Source organism: Pseudorhodoplanes sp., from assembly GCA_032027085.1.
GTDB lineage: Bacteria > Pseudomonadota > Alphaproteobacteria > Rhizobiales > Xanthobacteraceae > Pseudorhodoplanes.
The window spans coordinates 3,795,639-3,814,340 of sequence record JAVSMS010000001.1 but is presented as its reverse complement, the minus strand read 5'-3'; the positions used below and the strand labels follow the sequence as shown (position 1 = coordinate 3,814,340).

Here is an 18,702-nt window from a genome sequence, read left to right as displayed (position 1 = left end):
GCAAAAGCAGAGAGATAGAGAGCGATGTCCCGCCGCCACTCCGCCGAAAAGCGCGAAATCAACCCGGATCCGAAATTCGGAAATCTGGTCGTTTCGAAGTTCATGAACGTGCTCATGTACGACGGCAAGAAATCCGCCGCCGAGAAGATCGTCTATGGCGCCTTCGACATTATCGAAGGCAAGACCAAGTCGAACCCGTTGCAGGTCTTCGAGCAGGCGCTCGACAATGTCATGCCGTCGATCGAAGTGCGTTCGCGCCGTGTTGGCGGCGCCACCTATCAGGTGCCGGTCGAAGTGCGCTCGACCCGCCGTCAGGCGCTCGGCATCCGCTGGATCATTTCTGCCGCGCGTGAGCGCAACGAGAAGACGATGATGGACCGGCTCTCCGCGGAGCTGCTGGACGCGTCGAATAACCGGGGGAATGCCGTCAAGAAGCGCGAGGACACGCACCGGATGGCGGAAGCCAACCGCGCATTCTCGCATTACCGCTGGTAACCGGCGAACAGAGCAGGACACGCTATGCCCCGCACGCATGCCATCGAGGACTACCGCAATTTCGGCATCATGGCTCACATTGATGCCGGAAAGACCACGACTACGGAGCGGATCCTCTTCTACACCGGCAAGAGCCACAAGATCGGCGAGGTGCATGAAGGCGCCGCGACGATGGATTGGATGGAGCAGGAGCAGGAGCGTGGCATCACGATCACGTCAGCTGCGACCACCGCGTTCTGGAAGAACAAGCGCCTGAACATCATTGATACGCCCGGCCACGTCGACTTCACCATTGAGGTCGAACGCTCATTGCGCGTTCTCGACGGTGCGGTCTGTGTTCTGGATTCCAACCAGGGTGTCGAGCCGCAAACCGAAACGGTCTGGCGCCAGGGCGACAAGTACAAGGTGCCGCGGATCGTCTTCTGCAACAAGATGGACAAGATCGGCGCCGACTTCTTCAAGTGTCTGGACGACATCGTGAAGCGTCTCGGCGCCAAGCCGGTGGCGCTGCAGCTGCCGATCGGCGCGGAAAGCCAGTTCAAGGGCGTGGTCGATCTGATCCGCATGAAGGGCGTCGTCTGGGAAGACGAGTCGCTCGGCGCAAAGTTCAATGACGTCGATATTCCTGCCGACCTCGTCGATCAGGCGAAGGAATATCGCGAGAAGCTGATCGAGGCGGCCGTCGAGCTCGATGACGACGCCATGACGGCTTATCTCGAAGGCAATGAGCCGGACGAAGCGACGCTGAAGAAGCTGATTCGCAAGGCTGTGCTGACGGGCGCCTTTTATCCGGTGTTTTGCGGCTCGGCCTTCAAGAACAAGGGCGTGCAGCCCCTGCTCGACGGCGTTGTCGATTTCCTGCCGTCGCCGGTCGATGTGCCTGCGATCAAGGGCATCAATCCGAAGGGCGAGGAGGTCGTGCGCAAGTCGGACGACAAGGAGCCCATGTCGCTCCTCGCGTTCAAGATTATGGATGATCCTTTCGTCGGCACCATCACGTTCTGCCGCATATATTCCGGCATCCTTCAGAGCGGCACCGGCGTGATCAATTCCACGCGCGAGCGCAAAGAGCGTGTGGGCCGCATGCTGCTGATGCATGCGAATAACCGCGAAGACATCAAGGAAGCCTATGCTGGCGACATCGTCGCGCTGGCGGGCCTGAAGGAGACCCGCACCGGCGACACGCTGTGCGACCCCGACAAGCCTGTGATTCTTGAGAAGATGGAATTCCCCGATCCGGTCATCGAGATCGCGATCGAGCCGAAGTCCAAGGCCGACCAGGAAAAGCTCGGTGTTGCGCTCGCCAAGCTCGCCAACGAGGATCCGTCATTCCGCGTTTCGACCGACGCCGAAAGCGGCCAGACGATCCTCAAGGGCATGGGCGAACTGCATCTCGACATCAAGGTCGATATCCTCAAGCGCACCTACAAGGTGGAAGCCAATATCGGTGCGCCGCAGGTGGCTTATCGCGAGAAGATCACGCGCACCGTCATTAAGGATTACACGCACAAGAAGCAGACCGGCGGTTCCGGCCAGTTTGCGCGTGTGAAATTCGTGGTCGAGCCTCTGGAGCCGGGCAAGGGCTTCGAGTTCGAGAACAAGATCGTCGGCGGCGCCGTGCCGAAGGAATACATCCCGGGCGTGGAGAAGGGCCTCGAGTCCGTGCTGGGTTCGGGCGTGCTGGCCGGCTTCCCGGTTGTCGATCTCAAGGTGTCGCTGATCGACGGCGCTTATCACGACGTCGACTCTTCGGCGCTGGCCTTCGAAATTGCCTCGCGCGCCGCTCTGCGCGAAGCACTGCAGGGAGGCAGCTCAGTCCTGCTCGAGCCGATCATGAAGGTCGAAGTGGTGACGCCGGAAGATTACACGGGCTCCGTCATTGGCGATCTGAATTCACGTCGTGGCCAGATCCAGGGCCAGGACATGCGCGGCAACGCCAACGTCATCAACGCGATGGTGCCGCTCGCCAACATGTTCGGCTATGTGAACACGCTGCGGTCGATGTCGCAGGGGCGCGCGACCTTCACCATGCAGTTCGATCACTACGAGCAGGTGCCCAGTAACGTCGCTCAGGAGGTTCAGGCGAAATTCGCCTGATCCGCCGCAAGTTCACCAGTCACGTTAACCGCCACTACGAGAAAGACCCGGAAGGGAGAGTTCGATGGCCAAAGAGAAGTTTCAACGCACCAAGCCGCACTGCAACATCGGCACCATCGGTCACGTCGACCATGGCAAGACGTCGCTGACAGCGGCCATCACCAAGGTTCTGGCCGAGACAGGTGGCGCGACATTCACCGCCTATGACCAGATCGACAAGGCGCCGGAAGAGAAGGCGCGCGGCATCACGATCTCGACCGCGCACGTCGAATACGAGACCGACAAGCGTCACTACGCACACGTCGACTGCCCCGGCCACGCGGACTATGTGAAGAACATGATCACCGGCGCCGCCCAGATGGACGGTGCGATCCTGGTCGTGTCAGCTGCTGACGGCCCGATGCCGCAGACCCGCGAGCACATCCTGCTGGCCCGCCAGGTTGGCGTGCCGGCGCTGGTCGTGTTCATGAACAAGGTCGACATGGTCGATGATCCGGAACTGCTCGAGCTGGTCGAGCTGGAGATCCGCGAGCTGCTCTCGAAGTACAACTTCCCCGGCGACAAGATCCCGATCGTTAAGGGTTCCGCCCTGATGGCGCTGGAGGACAAGGATCCGAAGCTCGGCAAGGAAGCCATCCTCGAGCTGATGCGCGCCGTCGACGAATACATCCCGCAGCCGGAGCGCCCGAAAGATCAGCCGTTCCTGATGCCGGTCGAAGACGTGTTCTCCATCTCGGGCCGCGGCACGGTGTGCACGGGCCGCGTCGAGCGCGGCGTGATCAAGGTCGGCGAGGAAATCGAGATCGTCGGCATTCGTCCGACCCAGAAGACCACCGTCACCGGCGTCGAAATGTTCCGCAAGCTGCTCGATCAGGGCGAGGCGGGCGACAATATCGGCGCTCTACTGCGCGGCACCAAGCGCGAGGAAGTCGAGCGCGGCCAGGTGCTCTGCAAGCCGGGCTCGGTCAAGCCGCACACCAAGTTCAAGGCCGAGGCTTACATCCTCACCAAGGAAGAAGGCGGCCGTCATACGCCGTTCTTCACCAACTATCGCCCGCAATTCTATTTCCGCACCACCGACGTGACCGGCATCGTTCATCTGCCGGAAGGCACGGAAATGGTGATGCCGGGCGACAACATCGCGATGGAAGTGCACCTGATCGTGCCGATCGCGATGGAAGAAAAGCTCCGCTTCGCGATCCGTGAAGGTGGCCGCACTGTCGGCGCCGGCGTCGTCGCAAGCATCATCGAGTAACTGAATTGTCGCTCCCCGCGAAAGCGGGGGGCCCAGTAACCCGCGAGGTCGCGGGCCACTGAGACGCTAGCGATTACTGGATCGTCCGTTTGCGCGGACGATGACAGGTCAGAGAGAAACAACATGAACGGCCAGAATATCCGGATCCGGCTCAAGGCGTTCGATCACCGCATCCTCGATGCGTCGACGCGCGAAATCGTCAACACCGCCAAGCGCACGGGTGCGCAGGTGCGGGGACCGATTCCGCTGCCGACCAAGATCGAGAAGTTCACGGTGAACCGCTCGCCGCATATCGACAAGACGAGCCGCGAACAGTTCGAAATGCGCACGCACAAGCGCCTTTTGGACATCGTCGATCCGACGCCGCAGACCGTGGACGCGCTGATGAAGCTCGACCTCGCCGCCGGTGTCGACGTCGAGATCAAGCTCTGAGCCGAACGAAGGAAAGACCACGACGATGCGCTCCGGAGTGATCGCACAGAAGCTCGGAATGACACGGGTGTTCACCGAAAGCGGTGAGCATGTCCCGGTCACGGTGCTGCGCCTTGGCCAATGCCAGGTCGTCGCCCACCGCACCAAAGAGCAGAACGGCTATGTCGCGTTGCAGCTCGGCGCCGGCACCCGTAAGGTCAAGAACGTCTCCAAGGCCGAGCGCGGCCGTTTCGCCGTCGCCAAGGTGGAGCCAAAGGCCAAGATCGTGGAATTCCGCGTCAGCGATGACGCCGTGATTCCGGTCGGCGCGGAGATCACCGCCGATCACTTCGTCGTCGGCCAGTATGTGGATGTGACCGGCACCTCGATCGGCAAGGGCTTTGCCGGCGGCATGAAGCGTTGGAACTTCGGCGGCTTGCGCGCCTCGCACGGCGTGTCGATCTCGCATCGCTCGATCGGTTCGACCGGCGGCCGTCAGGATCCCGGCAAGACCTTCAAGAACAAGAAGATGCCCGGCCATATGGGCGTCGACCGCATCACCACGCTCAATCTCAAGGTGGTGCAGCTCGATGTCGAGCGCGGCCTGATCCTTGTGGAAGGCGCGGTGCCTGGCTCCAAGGGCGGCTGGATCACAGTGCGCGACGCCGTGAAGAAGAAGCTGCCGAAGGACGCGCCGAAGCCCGGCAAGTTCCGCGAACTGAGTGCGGAGACGACTGCGCCGGCCAAGGCTGATGCGCCGAAGGGCGACGAAGCCAAGGCCGAGACGGCGATCGACGAGAAGCGCGCGGCCGAACAGGCCGCCGCGGCTGAAGTCGCCGCGCTCGCTGCGGCCAAGAACAAAGAGGGCGAGTGATCATGGAACTCAAGATGCTCTCCCTCGACGGCAAGCAGGCCGGTTCGGTCACGCTCTCGGACGAGATCTTTGGTCTCGAGCCGCGCGCCGACCTGATCCATCGCTGCGTCAACTGGCAGCTCGCCAAGCGTCGCGCCGGAACGCACGCGGTCAAGAACCGCGCCGACATCATGCGCACCGGCAAGAAGCTGTATCGGCAGAAGGGCACAGGCGGTGCCCGCCACGGTTCGGCGCGTGTCAATCTGTTCCGCGGTGGCGGCCGTTCCTTCGGTCCGGTCGTGCGCAGCCATGAAAGCGGCTTGCCGAAAAAAGTGCGCGCGCTTGCGCTCAAGCACGCGCTCTCGGCCAAGGCCAAGGACGGCAGCCTGATCGTGCTCGACAAGGCGAGCGTGAAGGAAGCCAAGACCAAGGCGTTGCTCGCGAATTTCGGAAAGCTCGAGATCGTCAACGCGCTGATCGTGGACGGTTCGGAAATTGACGTGAATTTCCGCAACGCCGCGCGCAACATCCCGAATATCGACGTGCTGCCGATCCAGGGCATCAACGTCTACGACATTCTCCGTCACGGTAAGCTGGTGCTGACCAAAGCGGCGGTCGATGCGCTGGAGGCGCGCTTCAAATGAGCTCGAAGGATCCGCGCCATTACGACGTCATCCTGTCGCCGGTGATCACCGAAAAGGCGACGACGGCGTCCGAGCACAACAAGGTCGTCTTCAAGGTCGCCTCGACCGCGACCAAGCCGCAGATCAAGGAAGCGGTAGAAAAGTTGTTCGACGTGAAGGTCAAGAACGTCAATACGCTGGTGCGCAAGGGCAAGGTGAAGGCCTTCCGCGGCAGCCTTGGCATTCAGTCGCCGAGCAAGCGCGCGATCGTGACTCTTGAAGAAGGTCACCGCATTGACGTGACGACCGGCCTGTAAGGAATTCGTCTCATGGCATTGAGAAAATACAAACCGACCACGCCAGGCCAGCGTCAGCTTGTGCTTGTCGATCGCGCCGGCCTTTACAAGGGCGCGCCGGTCAAGGAACTGACGGAAGGCAAGCCGTCGAAGGGTGGCCGCAACAATAACGGCCGCATCACGTCGCGCTTCCGCGGCGGCGGCCACAAGAAGGCCTATCGCACGGTTGACTTCAAGCGCGCCAAGGCGGATGTGCCGGCGAAGGTCGAGCGTCTGGAATATGATCCGAATCGCACCGCGTTCATCGCGCTGGTGAAGTACGATGACGGCGAACTCGCCTACATCCTGGCGCCGCAGCGTCTGGCCGTCGGCGATGTCGTGGTCTCGGGCGAATTTGTCGACGTGAAGCCGGGCAATGCCATGCCGGCGGCCAATATTCCCGTCGGCACCATCGTGCACAATGTCGAGCTGAAGATCGGAAAGGGCGGCCAGATCGCCCGTTCCGCCGGCACCTATGCGCAGATCGTCGGCCGCGATGGCGAATATGTCATCCTGCGCCTGAATTCCGGGGAGCAGCGCCTGGTGCACGGCCGCTGCCGCGCCACCGTCGGCGCGGTGTCCAATCCGGACCGCATGAACATTTCGATCGGCAAGGCCGGACGCAATCGCTGGCTTGGCCGCAAGCCGCATAACCGCGGCGTCACCATGAACCCGGTCGATCACCCGCATGGCGGCGGCGAAGGCCGCACTTCGGGCGGCCGTCATCCGGTGTCGCCTTGGGGCTTCCCGACCAAGGGCAAGAAGACCCGCAAGAACAAGTCCACCACCAAGTTCATCGTTTCGAGCCGTCACGCTCGGAAGAAGAAGCAGTAAGGAATCGGCCGTATGTCGCGCTCGGTCTGGAAAGGTCCATTTGTCGACGGCTATCTGCTGAAGAAGGCGGAGAAGGCCCGTTCGTCCGGACGTCATGAGGTCATCAAGATCTGGAGCCGTCGCTCGACGATCCTGCCGCAATTCGTCGGCCTGACCTTCGCCGTCTATAACGGCCAGAAGCACATCCCGGTGCAGGTCAACGAGGAAATGGTCGGACACAAGTTCGGCGAATTTGCTCCGACCCGCACGTTCCATGGACATTCGTCCGACCGTAAGGCCAAGCGCGCTCCGGGCGCGGCTGCGGGTTGAGGTGAGAGAGGTTCGTCATGGGTAAACCGGCACGCCAGCGCGCGCTCCCAGATAACGAGGCCAAGGCCGTCGCCCGCAACATCCGGGTGTCGCCGCAGAAGCTCAATCTCGTCGCGCAGCTCATCCGCGGTAAGAAGGTCGCGGCCGCGCTCGCTGATCTGCAGTTCTCGCGCAAGCGCATCGCCGTCGACGTGAAGAAGTGTCTTGAATCGGCAATTGCCAATGCCGAGAACAATCACGACCTCGATGTCGACGATCTCATCGTCGCCGAGGCGCATGTCGGCAAGGCGATGGTTATCAAGCGTTTCCACCCCCGCGGCCGCGGCCGTTCGGGACGCATTTTCAAGCCGTTCTCGCATCTGACGATCGTGGTTCGTCAGGTCGAGGCTGCGGCTTAAGGGAGTCACTCATGGGTCAGAAGATCAACCCGATTGGCCTGCGGCTCGGCATCAACCGTACTTGGGATTCGCGCTGGTATGCCGGCAAGACCGAGTACGGCACGCTGCTGCACGAGGATATTGCGATCCGCAAGGCGCTGATGAAGCAGCTCAAGCAGGCGGCGGTGTCGAAGATCGTGATTGAGCGGCCGCACAAGAAGTGCCGCGTAACCATTTATTCGGCGCGTCCGGGCGTCGTCATCGGCAAGAAGGGCGCCGATATCGAGAAGCTGCGCAAGTCGGTGGCCGACCTGACCCAGTCGGACGTCGTCATCAACATTCTCGAAATCCGTAAGCCGGAGCTCGATGCGCAGCTCGTCGCTGAGTCGATCGCCCAGCAACTCGAGCGCCGCGTAGCGTTCCGCCGCGCGATGAAGCGCGCAGTGCAGACCGCGATGCGGCTTGGTGCCGAGGGCATCCGTATCAACTGTTCGGGTCGTCTCGGCGGCGCCGAAATCGCGCGTCTGGAATGGTATCGCGAGGGCCGCGTGCCGCTGCATACGCTGCGCGCCGACGTTGATTATGGCGTTGCCACCGCGTTCACCACCTACGGCACATGCGGCGTCAAGGTCTGGATCTTCAAGGGCGAGATTCTCGAGCACGACTCCATGGCCCAGGACAAGAAGATGGCTGAAGCCGACGCCGGTCGTCCGCGCCGCGAAGCCACCGCTGGATAAGAGACAGAGTTATGCTGCAACCCAAGCGCACCAAGTTCCGCAAGGCTCACAAGGGCCGCATTCACGGCGTCGCGACGTCGGGGACACACCTCGATTTCGGCCAGTTCGGCCTGAAGGCGCTCGAGCCCGAGCGCGTCACCGCGCGCCAGATCGAGGCGGCCCGCCGTGCGCTGACCCGCCACATGAAGCGCGCCGGCCGCGTCTGGATTCGCGTGTTCCCGGACGTGCCGGTTTCGAAGAAGCCGATTGAAGTGCGCATGGGCAAGGGCAAGGGCACACCCGAATTGTGGGTGACCCGCGTCAAACCCGGTCGCATCATTTTCGAGATCGACGGCATTCCGCCGGCTCTGGCCAGAGAAGCCCTGGCGCTCGCCGCCGCCAAGCTGCCGATCAAGACCCGTTTCGTTGAGCGCATCGCCGAGTGACCGCCATGAAGACCGAAGATGTACGTGCGATGACCATCGACCAGATCGATGATGAAGTGCTGAAGCTCAAGAAGGAGCAGTTCAACCTGCGCTTTCAGCGGGCGACGGGCCAGCTTGAAAATACCTCGCGCGTGCGTGCGGTTCGCCGTGACATCGCGCGCCTGAAGACGATCGCCAATCAGAAGCGCACCGGCACCGCGCCGGCTGCCAAGAAGTAGGGGTTAAGTGATGCCGAAGCGGCAGCTCCAAGGCGTCGTGGTGAGCGACAAGCAAGACAAGACCGTGGTGGTCTCGGTCGAGCGGCGTTTCACCCATCCGGTCCTGAAGAAGACCATACGCCGCACGACCAAGTTCCATGCCCATGATGACACCAACGAATACTCCGTCGGTGACATCGTGTGGATCGAAGAACACAAGCCGATCTCGAAGCTGAAGCGCTGGAAAGTCGTTCAGGGCGAGAAGAAGAAAAAGGTGCTGTGAGCGCGGATTTCGCCTTCACAAGCCAATGAAGGATTAGGTGCGTCATGATTCAGATGCAAACCAACCTGGATGTCGCCGACAATTCCGGCGCACGCCGCGTGATGTGCATCAAGGTGCTTGGTGGTTCGAAGCGCAAATACGCCACCATCGGCGACGTCATCGTCGTCTCGGTGAAGGAGGCGATTCCGCGCGGCCGTGTGAAGAAGGGCGACGTGATGAAAGCCGTCGTCGTGCGCATCTCCAAGGACATCAAGCGCAATGACGGCTCGGTGATCCGCTTCGACCGCAACGCCGCCGTGCTGATCAATGCGCAGTCGGAGCCGGTCGGCACTCGTATTTTCGGACCGGTGCCGCGCGAATTGCGCGCTAAGAACCACATGAAGATCATCTCGCTTGCGCCGGAGGTGCTGTGATGGCGGCAAAAATCCGCAAAGGCGACAAGGTTGTCGTTCTCACCGGTCGCGACAAGGGTCGCACCGGCGAGGTGATCGAGGTGCGCCCGGTTGAGGGCCGCGCGCTGGTGCGCGGCGTCAACATGGTCAAGCGACACCAGAAGCAGACCGCGCAGCACGAAGGCGGGATCATCTCGAAAGAAGCGACGATCCACCTGTCCAATCTCGCGCTGTCCGACCCCAAGGACGGAAAGCCGACGCGTGTCGGATTCAAGATCATGAATGACGGGCGCAAGGTACGTATCGCCAAGCGCTCGGGAGCGGAAATCGATGGCTGAGACACAGAAAGCCGGTCAGGCCGAGCGCTATATCCCGCGCCTGAAGGCCCATTTCGACGATGTCGTGCGCGGCGAGCTCACGAAGCAGTTCAATTACGCCAACCGCATGCAAGTGCCGGTGATTGAGAAGATCGTTCTCAACATGGGCATCGGCGAGGGCGTCAATGACCGCAAGAAGGTCGACAATGCGGCTGCGGACCTGACCTTGATCGCCGGCCAGAAGGCGGTGATCACCAAGTCGCGCAAGTCGATCGCGACCTTCAAGCTGCGCGACGGTCAGGCGATCGGCGCCAAGGTGACTTTGCGCAAGGCGCGTATGTACGACTTCATCGATCGCCTGGTGAACATCGCGCTGCCGCGCATCCGCGACTTCCGCGGTCTCAATCCGAAGAGCTTCGATGGCCGGGGCAATTATTCGCTCGGCATCAAGGAACACATCATTTTCCCGGAAATCGACTTCGACAAGGTGACCGACGTCTGGGGAATGGACATCACCATCTGCACGAGCGCGCGGACCGACGAAGAGGCGCGCGCGCTCTTGAATGCATTCAACTTCCCGTTCCGGCAGTGAGAGCGAAAGCTTTCAGACGCGGATAGCCAGGAGACCAGAATGGCAAAGATTAGTTCGATCGAGAAGAACAAGCGCCGGCGCAAGATGGCCAAGCAGTTTTCCGGCCGCCGCGCGCGCTTGAAGGCGATCGTCATGGACAAGACCAAGCCGGTGGAGGAGCGCTTCGCCGCCTCTCTCAAGCTGGCCGAGCTGCCGCGCAATTCGGCGCCGAGCCGGATCAAGAATCGCTGCGAGGTGAGCGGCCGGTCGCGTGCTTACTACCGCAAGCACAAGCTGTCGCGTATCGCGCTGCGCGAGCTCGGCAACAAGGGCCTGATTCCGGGCCTCGTGAAGTCGAGCTGGTAAGGAGGATCAGATGGCTGTGAATGATCCGGTCGGCGATTTGATCACGCGCATCCGCAACGCGTCGATGCGCAACAAGTCCAAGGTATCCTCGCCCAGCTCGAAGCTGCGCGTGAACCTGCTCGATGTGCTGAAGTCGGAAGGCTATATCCGCGGCTATTCGACCGTCGAGCACAAGGACGGACGCAACGAGGTCGAGATCGAGCTGAAATATTTCGACGGTGCGCCGGTGATCCGCGAGATCGCCCGCGTGTCGAAGCCCGGCCGTCGGGTTTACGTGTCGGTGAAGAATCTGCCGCGCGTGAATAACGGTCTCGGCATTTCCATCCTGTCCACGCCCAAGGGCGTGATGGCGGATCACGCCGCGCGCGACGCAAATGTCGGCGGCGAAATCCTTTGCACGGTGTTCTGATCATGTCTCGCGTCGGCAAAAAACCAATTCCGGTGCCTTCGGGTGTCACCACCAATATTCAGGGCCAGACGGTCAGCGTGAAGGGCCCGAAGGGGACGCTGTCTTTCGTCGTGGACGAGAGCGTGGCGGTCGTTATGGACAAGAGCGAAATCAAGGTCGATCCGCGCAATCAGACCAAGCGCGCCCGCGCCATGTGGGGCACCTCGCGCGCTCTGATCGACAACATGGTCACCGGCGTGACCAAGGGCTTCGAGAAGAAGCTGGAGATCAACGGCGTCGGCTATCGCGCGGCGGTGCAGGGCAAGAACCTGCAGCTCACGCTCGGCTATAGCCATGACGTGGTCTATCCGATCCCGGAAGGCATCACGGTGGCGACGCCGAAGCCGACTGAGATCGTGATTAGCGGCATCGACCTGCGCAAGGTCGGCCAGGTCGCGTCCGAGATCCGCAGGTATCGCTCGCCGGAGCCCTATAAGGGCAAGGGCGTGAAATACGCCGATGAATTCATCTTCCGTAAGGAAGGCAAGAAGAAGTAACGCTGATGGCACACAAGACAACCTCAGAGCGCCGCAAGGCGCGCACCCGCCGCGCGGTGAAAGCCGCCGCCAAGGGCCGCAAGCGTCTGTCCGTGCATCGCTCGTCCATGCACATCTATGCGCAGGTGATCGACGACGAGAAGGGCGTAACGATTGCCTCGGCCTCGACCCTGGAAAAGGATCTGCGCGGCAAGTCGGGCGCGAATATCGCGGCCGCCAAGGTGATCGGCAAGCTGGTCGCCGAGCGCGCCGTGCAGAAGGGCATCAAGGACGTGGTGTTCGACCGCGGACAGTATCTCTTCCATGGCCGCATCAAGGCGCTGGCGGATGCCGCGCGCGAAGGTGGGCTCAACTTCTAACCGGGCGATATGGGCGCAGCCGCCCGAAGGAAAAACGATATGGCACGTGAACCCAGGCAGAAACGCGACCGTGAGCGCGGCGGAGAGCGCGAAGAGCGCGACAGCGAGTTTGTCGACAAGCTCGTTCACATCAACCGCGTCGCCAAGGTGGTGAAGGGCGGCCGACGATTCGGCTTTGCCGCGCTCGTCGTTGTCGGCGACCAGAAGGGCCGCGTTGGCTTCGGCCATGGCAAGGCGCGCGAGGTGCCGGAAGCGATCCGCAAGGCGACAGACGCCGCCAAGCGCGCGTTGATCCGCGTGCCGCTGCGCGAAGGCCGTACGCTGCATCACGACGTCTTCGGTCGTCACGGCGCCGGCAAGGTGCATCTGCGCGCGGCACCTCCCGGAACCGGCATCATCGCCGGCGGTCCGATGCGCGCGGTGTTCGATTCGCTCGGCATGCAAGACGTGGTGGCGAAGTCGCTCGGCTCGTCGAATCCTTACAACATGGTGCGCGCTACCTTCGATGCCCTGAAGCATCAGGATTCGCCGCGCTCCGTCGCCGCTCGCCGCAACATCAAGGTTTCTGCCCTGCAGGCCCGCCGCCGCGAAGGCGGAGAGGCCGACGCAACGGCTGAATAACAAGGAGCGCGATCAGGATAAGTGGCACCGATTTTCCGTCCGATCGCGCGATAGAGTGTAAAGAGACAAGCAGGCCCACAATGGCAGCGAAGAAAACCATCAAGCTCGAGCAGACCGGCAGCCCGATCCGCCGCGAGGCGTCTCAGAGGAAGACCCTCATCGGCCTCGGTCTCAACCGTATCGGCCGCGTCGCCGAACTTCCCGACACGCCGGCGACCCACGGCATGATCGCGAAGGTGCGGCACCTCGTGCGCGTCGTCGGCGCAGAAGGAAAGTGATCGTCATGAAGCTCAATCAACTCGCCGGCCGTCCTGGCGCCAAGAAGGCGCGCACCCGCGTCGGCCGCGGCATCGGTTCCGGCAAGGGCAAGACCGGCGGACGCGGCGGCAAGGGCCAGACCGCGCGCTCGGGCGTGAGTATCAAGGGCTTTGAAGGCGGCCAGATGCCGCTGCACCGCCGCCTGCCAAAGCGCGGTTTCCGCAACACCGCCTTTGCCACCCGCATCAACGAGATCAATCTCAACCGCGTGCAGGCCGCGATCGACGCCGGCACACTCGATGCCAAGAACCCGGTCGATATCGAGGCGTTGGTCAAGGCCGGCGTGCTCAGCCGCGCCAAGGGCGGCGTGAAGTTGCTCGCTGGCGGAGAAATCAAGACCAAGGTCGAGTTCAAGGTGTGGCGGGCGTCGAAATCCGCCATTGCCGCGGTCGAGAAGGCCGGCGGCTCGGTGACGATCCTCGCTCCCGCCAAGGAAGAAGAGGCGGAGCCGCGGGGCAAGAACAAGCGCGCTGCGCTGGGCGGTAAAAAGGCTGAGAAGGCAGAGGGCAAGAAGGCCGAGTGATCCCCATATGCGCCCGACGGGCGCAGGGGGCGCATGACGGCAACCGGAGCGACGCATGGTCTCTGCAGCGGAACAATTGGCGGCCAACATCAACTTCTCGGCGCTCGCCAAGGCCGAAGAGCTGAAGAAGCGCATCTGGTTTACGCTCGGCGCGCTTCTTGTCTATCGTCTCGGCACCTATATCCCGCTGCCCGGCATTGATCCCTCGGCCTGGGAACAGATTTTCCGCACCCAGGCGGGCGGCATTCTCGGCATGTTCAACATGTTCGCCGGCGGCGGCATCCAGCGCATGGCGATCTTTGCGCTGAACATCATGCCCTACATCTCGGCCTCGATCATCATCCAGTTGATGACGACGGTGTCGCCGACGCTGGAAGCCCTGAAGAAAGAGGGCGAGGCGGGCCGCAAGACCATCAATCAATATACCCGCTACCTGACGGTGCTTCTGGCTGCGTTCCAGGCCTATGGCATTTCCATCGGTCTTGAAGGCGCGGGCAATGTCATTTCCGAGCCTGGTTGGTTCTTCCGCATCTCGACCACGGTCTCGCTCACGGGCGGCACCATGTTCCTCATGTGGCTCGGCGAGCAGGTCACCCAGCGCGGCATCGGCAACGGCATTTCGCTGATCATTCTCGCCGGCATCGTCGCGGAACTGCCCTCGGCCCTCGTCGGCACCTTCGAACTCGGCCGTCAAGGCGCGCTGTCGACCGGCCTGATCCTGCTGGTCGGCGTGATGGCGATCGTCGTCATCGCCTTCATCGTGTTCATGGAGCGCGCGCAGCGCCGCCTGCTGATCCAGTATCCGAAGCGCCAGGTCGGCAACCGCATGTTCGAGGGCCAGTCCTCGCATCTGCCGCTCAAGCTCAACACCTCAGGCGTCATCCCGCCGATCTTCGCATCGTCGCTGCTGCTGTTGCCGGCGACGGTCGCCAACTTCAACGCGGGGCAGGGACCGGGCTGGCTCACCACCATCACGACGCAGCTCAGCCACGGCCGGCCGCTGTTCCTGATCATGTATATCTCGCTGATTGTGTTTTTCACCTTCTTCTACACCGCGATCGTGTTCAACCCGACCGAGACCGCGGACAATCTCAAGAAGCATGGCGGCTTCATCCCGGGCATCCGTCCCGGCGAGCGCACGGCGGAGTACATCGATTACGTGCTTTCGCGTATTACGGTCGTCGGTGCGGCCTATCTCGCCATCGTCTGCCTGATCCCGGAGATTCTGATCTCCTATGCCGCGGTGCCGTTCTATTTCGGCGGCACCTCGCTGCTGATCGTGGTCAGCGTGACAATGGATACGGTGGCGCAGGTGCAGGGCTATCTACTGGCGCACCAGTATGAAGGCCTGATCAAGAAATCCAAACTGCGGGGCCGCCGACGATGAGGCTGATTCTGCTTGGACCGCCCGGAGCCGGCAAAGGCACACAGGCTCAGCGCCTCGTCGCCAAGCACGGCATTGTGCAACTTTCCACCGGCGACATGCTGCGCGCTGCAGTCGCCGCCGGCACGCCGGTCGGTCTGCGAGCCAAGGACATCATGGCGCGCGGCGAACTGGTTCCCGATGAGGTGGTGGTCGCCATCATCGAGGATCGCATCGAGCAGCCTGATGCCCGTAAGGGGTTCATTCTCGACGGGTTTCCGCGCACGGTCGCGCAGGCGGAAGCGCTCGAGCGCCTGCTGGAGCGCAAGGGCTTGAAGCTCGACGCGGTGATCGAACTGAAAGTCGATGACAGCGCGCTGCTGAAGCGGATCGAAACCCGCGTGGCGCAGATGCAGGCCCGCGGCGAGAGCGTCAGGCCCGACGACAATCCGGAAGCGTTGAAGAAGCGCCTCGACGCCTATCACGCCCAGACCGCTCCGCTTTCAGCCCATTACCGGAGTAAGGGTATGCTGAAGGTGACCGACGGCATGGCCTCGATCGACGAGGTCACCCAAGCCATCGACGCCCTTCTTGGCCGTGGTCCGGCGCCGCGCAAGAAGGCGGTCACCGGCCGCTCCCAAGGCCGCGCGCTCGGGCGCAAGCGCCCGGTGAGAGGCCGTCCGTCCGGCCGCCGGGTGTCCGGGCGGAAGCGAGCCGCCGCGACGTCCATCAAAGGCGGCAAGGCAAAAGCGGCAAAAAGCAAGGCGCGGGGCTCCCGCGGGAAGGCGTCCAAAGCCGCGAAAAGTAGAGGGGCCGGCCTGTCTGGTTCCAAATCCCGGGCAAAGGCTGCCAAGGCCGGTGCCAAGCGCAAGACGGCCCCTAAATCCCGGAAAAAGGTCGCAAAACGGACTCAAAAGCGGGGTTCGGCGCGCGCCCGGAGGTTGACGAAACGGCGGTGAATCCCCTAATAACACCGGCATTCAGTAGGAGAACGACCGACGATGCCGGGCCCCGGAGAGGCAGGGGAGGGTGTCGTCTTAACCCTTTGCGGTCCCCTCCGGAACGGTGAGAGATAATTTGATCGCCCGGCAGCAAGCCTGCCGGCAAGAGGAGTGAGATCGTGGCCCGTATCGCAGGCGTCAATCTACCGACCAATAAGCGCGTAGTCATCGCGCTCCAGTATATTCACGGCATCGGCCAAAAAGCGGCCGATAGCATCATGACGACGCTCAACCTGCCTTACGAGCGTCGGGTATCGCAACTGACCGACGCCGAGGTTCTGCAGATCCGTGAAATGATCGACCGCGATTACACGGTCGAAGGCGATCTGCGGCGCGAAGTCTCCGTCAACATCAAGCGCCTGATGGATCTCGGCTGCTATCGCGGATTGCGTCATCGCAAAGGCCTGCCGGTGCGCGGCCAGCGCACGCACACCAATGCGCGCACGCGCAAAGGCCCGGCCAAAGCAATCGCCGGCAAGAAGAAGTAATTCGAGCTTTTGTAACGAACGGTCCGGCGCGGGCCTGAACGCGCCACGAAGGGAACGAGAATGGGTAAAGAAGCCACGCGCGTCCGCCGCCGCGAGCGCAAGAACATCGCCTCGGGCGTCGCACATGTGAATGCGTCGTTCAACAACACCATGATCACCATAACCGACGCGCAAGGCAACGCCATTGCCTGGTCGTCGGCCGGCACCATGGGGTTCAAAGGCTCGCGCAAGTCGACGCCGTATGCGGCTCAGGTTGCGGCCGAAGATGCCGCGAAGAAGGCGCAGGAACACGGCATGCGCACGCTTGAGGTTGAGGTTGCGGGTCCCGGCTCTGGCCGCGAATCCGCGTTGCGCGCGTTGCAGGCGGCCGGCTTCACCGTGACGTCGATCCGCGATGTGACGCCGATCCCGCATAACGGCTGCCGCCCACGAAAGCGACGCCGCGTATGACCGAGACTTTGATCCGGCGGACGGATGCACCGTCCGTCGCCGCTGAACTTGACCACAGGGCGGAGTGGGACGCGCGGACAGACGCAGCGGCACTCAAGGCAACGGGTGAGAACGTGACGATCCAGAAAAATTGGCAGGAACTGATCAGGCCCAACAAGTTGCAGGTGACGCCGGGCCATGACCCGCGTCGCGAGGCGACGCTTGTGGCCGAGCCGCTTGAACGCGGCTTCGGTCTCACGCTCGGCAATGCGCTGCGCCGTATCCTGTTGTCCTCCTTGCAGGGCGCAGCGGTGCAGTCGGTTCACATCGACGGCGTGCTGCACGAGTTCTCGTCGATCGCCGGCGTGCGCGAGGACGTGACCGACATCGTGCTCAACATCAAGGACATCGCCATCAAGATGCAGGGCGATGGTCCCAAGCGCATGGTGGTGAAGAAGAGCGGCCCGGGTGTCGTGACCGCCGGTGACATCTCCACCGTCGGCGATGTGCAGGTGCTGAATCCTGATCTGGTTCTGTGCACGCTCGACGAGGGTGCCGAGATCCGCATGGAGTTCACGGTCAATACCGGCAAGGGCTATGTTGCCGCCGAGCGCAACCGCCCGGAGGACGCGCCGATCGGCCTCATTCCGGTCGACTCGCTCTATTCGCCGGTGAAGAAGGTGTCCTACAAGGTCGAGAACACCCGCGAGGGCCAGATCCTCGACTATGACAAGCTGACCTTGCAGATCGAAACCAACGGCGCCGTGTCGCCGGAGGACGCGCTGGCCTATGCCGCGCGCATCCTGCAGGACCAGCTCAACGTGTTCGTCAACTTCGAGGAGCCGCGCAAGGAAGTCGTCTCGGAAGCCATCCCGGATCTCGCCTTCAACCCGGCCTTCCTCAAGAAGGTGGACGAGCTCGAGCTCTCGGTGCGTTCGGCCAATTGCCTGAAGAACGACAATATCGTCTATATCGGCGATCTCGTTCAGAAGACCGAAGCCGAGATGCTGCGCACGCCGAATTTCGGCCGCAAGTCGCTCAACGAGATCAAGGAAGTGCTGGCGCAGATGGGCCTGCATCTCGGCATGGAAGTGCCGGGCTGGCCGCCGGAGAATATCGACGATCTCGCCAAGCGTTTCGAAGACCATTACTGAGCGAGTTGATCGTTGTGGCTGGCTTCGTCCTGCCATGACGTCTTTCAGGGGCGAACGCAGGAAGCCCACCTGAGCACAGCGTCCGACGAACCGTCGCGACACAGAGAAGAGAAGGATTAATTCGATGCGTCACGGCAAGGTTCACAGGAAGCTCGGCCGCACGGCCGAACACCGCAAGGCGATGTTTGCCAACATGGCCGCCGCTCTGATCAAGCACGAGCAGATCGTCACCACGTTGCCGAAGGCGAAGGAATTGCGCCCGGTCGTGGAGAAGCTGGTCACGCTCGGCAAGCGCGGGGATCTGCACGCCCGCCGCCAGGCGGTGGCGCAGATGCGCGACATTGACATGGTCAAGAAGCTCTTCGAGGTGCTCGGCCCGCGCTACAAGGAACGCAAGGGCGGCTACACACGCATCCTGAAGGCAGGTTTCCGCTATGGCGATTCCGCTCCGGTCGCGGTGATTGAATTCGTGGATCGCGACGTCGACGCCAAGGGTCAGGATTCCGGTCCGGTGCAGGCGAAGGAGAGCGAAGAAGCGACCGCGGCGGCGTGACCGCGCTTCTATCGGCAAGGATTTCAAGAGCGGCGCCGTGCGCCGCTCTTTTTGTCTGTGCAGCCCTTGCT

At 62.4% G+C, this 18,702-nt stretch carries 30 protein-coding genes; all 30 read left to right on the top strand.

Annotation, left to right across the window (positions count from 1 at the left end; all coding sequences use genetic code 11):
- Window positions 1-24 precede the first annotated feature (24 nt).
- Entirely contained in the window at window positions 25-495 is a 471-nt protein-coding gene (gene rpsG, locus RO009_18600) for a 30S ribosomal protein S7 (protein MDT3687046.1), read from the top strand.
- Window positions 496-519: 24 nt separating this feature from the next.
- A complete protein-coding gene (fusA, locus tag RO009_18595) occupies window positions 520-2,592 on the top strand; it encodes an elongation factor G (GenBank protein MDT3687045.1) in 2,073 nt (690 codons plus the stop codon).
- A gap of 64 nt (window positions 2,593-2,656) precedes the next feature.
- Window positions 2,657-3,847, top strand: coding sequence for an elongation factor Tu (tuf, locus tag RO009_18590; GenBank protein ID MDT3687044.1), 1,191 nt, complete (start codon window positions 2,657-2,659; stop codon window positions 3,845-3,847).
- Window positions 3,848-3,970: 123 nt separating this feature from the next.
- On the top strand, window positions 3,971-4,279 hold the full coding sequence (gene rpsJ / locus RO009_18585) for a 30S ribosomal protein S10 (GenBank protein MDT3687043.1): 309 nt from the start codon (window positions 3,971-3,973) through the stop codon (window positions 4,277-4,279).
- Between the two features lie 25 nt (window positions 4,280-4,304).
- Entirely contained in the window at window positions 4,305-5,132 is an 828-nt protein-coding gene (rplC, locus tag RO009_18580) for a 50S ribosomal protein L3 (GenBank protein MDT3687042.1), read from the top strand.
- 2 nt (window positions 5,133-5,134) lie between these two features.
- Window positions 5,135-5,755 carry a 50S ribosomal protein L4 gene (rplD, locus tag RO009_18575; protein MDT3687041.1) on the top strand — a complete coding sequence of 207 codons (621 nt, stop codon included), beginning with the start codon at window positions 5,135-5,137 and terminating at the stop codon, window positions 5,753-5,755.
- Window positions 5,752-6,051, top strand: coding sequence for a 50S ribosomal protein L23 (locus RO009_18570; protein MDT3687040.1), 300 nt, complete (start codon window positions 5,752-5,754; stop codon window positions 6,049-6,051). The genes rplD and RO009_18570 overlap by 4 nt, the downstream gene beginning before the upstream one ends.
- 12 nt (window positions 6,052-6,063) lie before the next feature.
- The gene (gene rplB, locus RO009_18565; GenBank protein MDT3687039.1) at window positions 6,064-6,903 is read left to right on the top strand and encodes a 50S ribosomal protein L2; all 840 of its coding nucleotides are present in this window, start codon (window positions 6,064-6,066) and stop codon (window positions 6,901-6,903) included.
- 12 nt (window positions 6,904-6,915) lie between these two features.
- Entirely contained in the window at window positions 6,916-7,212 is a 297-nt protein-coding gene (gene rpsS / locus RO009_18560; protein ID MDT3687038.1) for a 30S ribosomal protein S19, read from the top strand.
- A gap of 17 nt (window positions 7,213-7,229) precedes the next feature.
- Window positions 7,230-7,610, top strand: a complete 381-nt coding sequence (gene rplV, locus RO009_18555) for a 50S ribosomal protein L22 (protein MDT3687037.1) — start codon at window positions 7,230-7,232, stop codon at window positions 7,608-7,610.
- Window positions 7,611-7,621: 11 nt separating this feature from the next.
- Entirely contained in the window at window positions 7,622-8,326 is a 705-nt protein-coding gene (rpsC, locus tag RO009_18550; protein ID MDT3687036.1) for a 30S ribosomal protein S3, read from the top strand.
- Between the two features lie 11 nt (window positions 8,327-8,337).
- Complete coding sequence (gene rplP / locus RO009_18545; GenBank protein MDT3687035.1) at window positions 8,338-8,751, top strand: 50S ribosomal protein L16; 414 nt, start codon at window positions 8,338-8,340, stop codon at window positions 8,749-8,751.
- Window positions 8,748-8,969 carry a 50S ribosomal protein L29 gene (rpmC, locus tag RO009_18540; protein ID MDT3687034.1) on the top strand — a complete coding sequence of 74 codons (222 nt, stop codon included), beginning with the start codon at window positions 8,748-8,750 and terminating at the stop codon, window positions 8,967-8,969. Before rplP ends, rpmC begins: the two co-directional genes overlap by 4 nt.
- Window positions 8,970-8,979: 10 nt before the next feature.
- On the top strand, window positions 8,980-9,231 hold the full coding sequence (gene rpsQ / locus RO009_18535; protein ID MDT3687033.1) for a 30S ribosomal protein S17: 252 nt from the start codon (window positions 8,980-8,982) through the stop codon (window positions 9,229-9,231).
- 44 nt (window positions 9,232-9,275) lie between these two features.
- Complete coding sequence (gene rplN / locus RO009_18530; GenBank protein MDT3687032.1) at window positions 9,276-9,644, top strand: 50S ribosomal protein L14; 369 nt, start codon at window positions 9,276-9,278, stop codon at window positions 9,642-9,644.
- Window positions 9,644-9,961 carry a 50S ribosomal protein L24 gene (rplX, locus tag RO009_18525; protein ID MDT3687031.1) on the top strand — a complete coding sequence of 106 codons (318 nt, stop codon included), beginning with the start codon at window positions 9,644-9,646 and terminating at the stop codon, window positions 9,959-9,961. Before rplN ends, rplX begins: the two co-directional genes overlap by 1 nt.
- Complete coding sequence (gene rplE, locus RO009_18520) at window positions 9,954-10,532, top strand: 50S ribosomal protein L5 (protein MDT3687030.1); 579 nt, start codon at window positions 9,954-9,956, stop codon at window positions 10,530-10,532. Before rplX ends, rplE begins: the two co-directional genes overlap by 8 nt.
- A gap of 39 nt (window positions 10,533-10,571) precedes the next feature.
- Window positions 10,572-10,877 carry a 30S ribosomal protein S14 gene (gene rpsN, locus RO009_18515; GenBank protein ID MDT3687029.1) on the top strand — a complete coding sequence of 102 codons (306 nt, stop codon included), beginning with the start codon at window positions 10,572-10,574 and terminating at the stop codon, window positions 10,875-10,877.
- 10 nt (window positions 10,878-10,887) lie between these two features.
- The gene (rpsH, locus tag RO009_18510; GenBank protein MDT3687028.1) at window positions 10,888-11,286 is read left to right on the top strand and encodes a 30S ribosomal protein S8; all 399 of its coding nucleotides are present in this window, start codon (window positions 10,888-10,890) and stop codon (window positions 11,284-11,286) included.
- A gap of 2 nt (window positions 11,287-11,288) precedes the next feature.
- Window positions 11,289-11,822, top strand: a complete 534-nt coding sequence (gene rplF / locus RO009_18505; GenBank protein MDT3687027.1) for a 50S ribosomal protein L6 — start codon at window positions 11,289-11,291, stop codon at window positions 11,820-11,822.
- 5 nt (window positions 11,823-11,827) lie between these two features.
- Window positions 11,828-12,181, top strand: a complete 354-nt coding sequence (gene rplR, locus RO009_18500; GenBank protein ID MDT3687026.1) for a 50S ribosomal protein L18 — start codon at window positions 11,828-11,830, stop codon at window positions 12,179-12,181.
- A 39-nt stretch (window positions 12,182-12,220) separates the two neighbouring features.
- Window positions 12,221-12,802, top strand: a complete 582-nt coding sequence (rpsE, locus tag RO009_18495) for a 30S ribosomal protein S5 (protein MDT3687025.1) — start codon at window positions 12,221-12,223, stop codon at window positions 12,800-12,802.
- Window positions 12,803-12,882: 80 nt separating this feature from the next.
- Complete coding sequence (gene rpmD / locus RO009_18490; protein ID MDT3687024.1) at window positions 12,883-13,080, top strand: 50S ribosomal protein L30; 198 nt, start codon at window positions 12,883-12,885, stop codon at window positions 13,078-13,080.
- A gap of 5 nt (window positions 13,081-13,085) precedes the next feature.
- Entirely contained in the window at window positions 13,086-13,643 is a 558-nt protein-coding gene (gene rplO, locus RO009_18485) for a 50S ribosomal protein L15 (GenBank protein MDT3687023.1), read from the top strand.
- Between the two features lie 55 nt (window positions 13,644-13,698).
- On the top strand, window positions 13,699-15,030 hold the full coding sequence (gene secY / locus RO009_18480) for a preprotein translocase subunit SecY (GenBank protein ID MDT3687022.1): 1,332 nt from the start codon (window positions 13,699-13,701) through the stop codon (window positions 15,028-15,030).
- The gene (locus RO009_18475; protein MDT3687021.1) at window positions 15,027-15,965 is read left to right on the top strand and encodes an adenylate kinase; all 939 of its coding nucleotides are present in this window, start codon (window positions 15,027-15,029) and stop codon (window positions 15,963-15,965) included. Before secY ends, RO009_18475 begins: the two co-directional genes overlap by 4 nt.
- A 161-nt stretch (window positions 15,966-16,126) precedes the next feature.
- Window positions 16,127-16,495, top strand: a complete 369-nt coding sequence (rpsM, locus tag RO009_18470; protein MDT3687020.1) for a 30S ribosomal protein S13 — start codon at window positions 16,127-16,129, stop codon at window positions 16,493-16,495.
- Between the two features lie 60 nt (window positions 16,496-16,555).
- A complete protein-coding gene (gene rpsK / locus RO009_18465; GenBank protein MDT3687019.1) occupies window positions 16,556-16,945 on the top strand; it encodes a 30S ribosomal protein S11 in 390 nt (129 codons plus the stop codon).
- 113 nt (window positions 16,946-17,058) lie between these two features.
- On the top strand, window positions 17,059-18,078 hold the full coding sequence (locus RO009_18460; GenBank protein MDT3687018.1) for a DNA-directed RNA polymerase subunit alpha: 1,020 nt from the start codon (window positions 17,059-17,061) through the stop codon (window positions 18,076-18,078).
- Between the two features lie 124 nt (window positions 18,079-18,202).
- On the top strand, window positions 18,203-18,631 hold the full coding sequence (gene rplQ, locus RO009_18455) for a 50S ribosomal protein L17 (protein ID MDT3687017.1): 429 nt from the start codon (window positions 18,203-18,205) through the stop codon (window positions 18,629-18,631).
- Window positions 18,632-18,702: the final 71 nt, after the last annotated feature.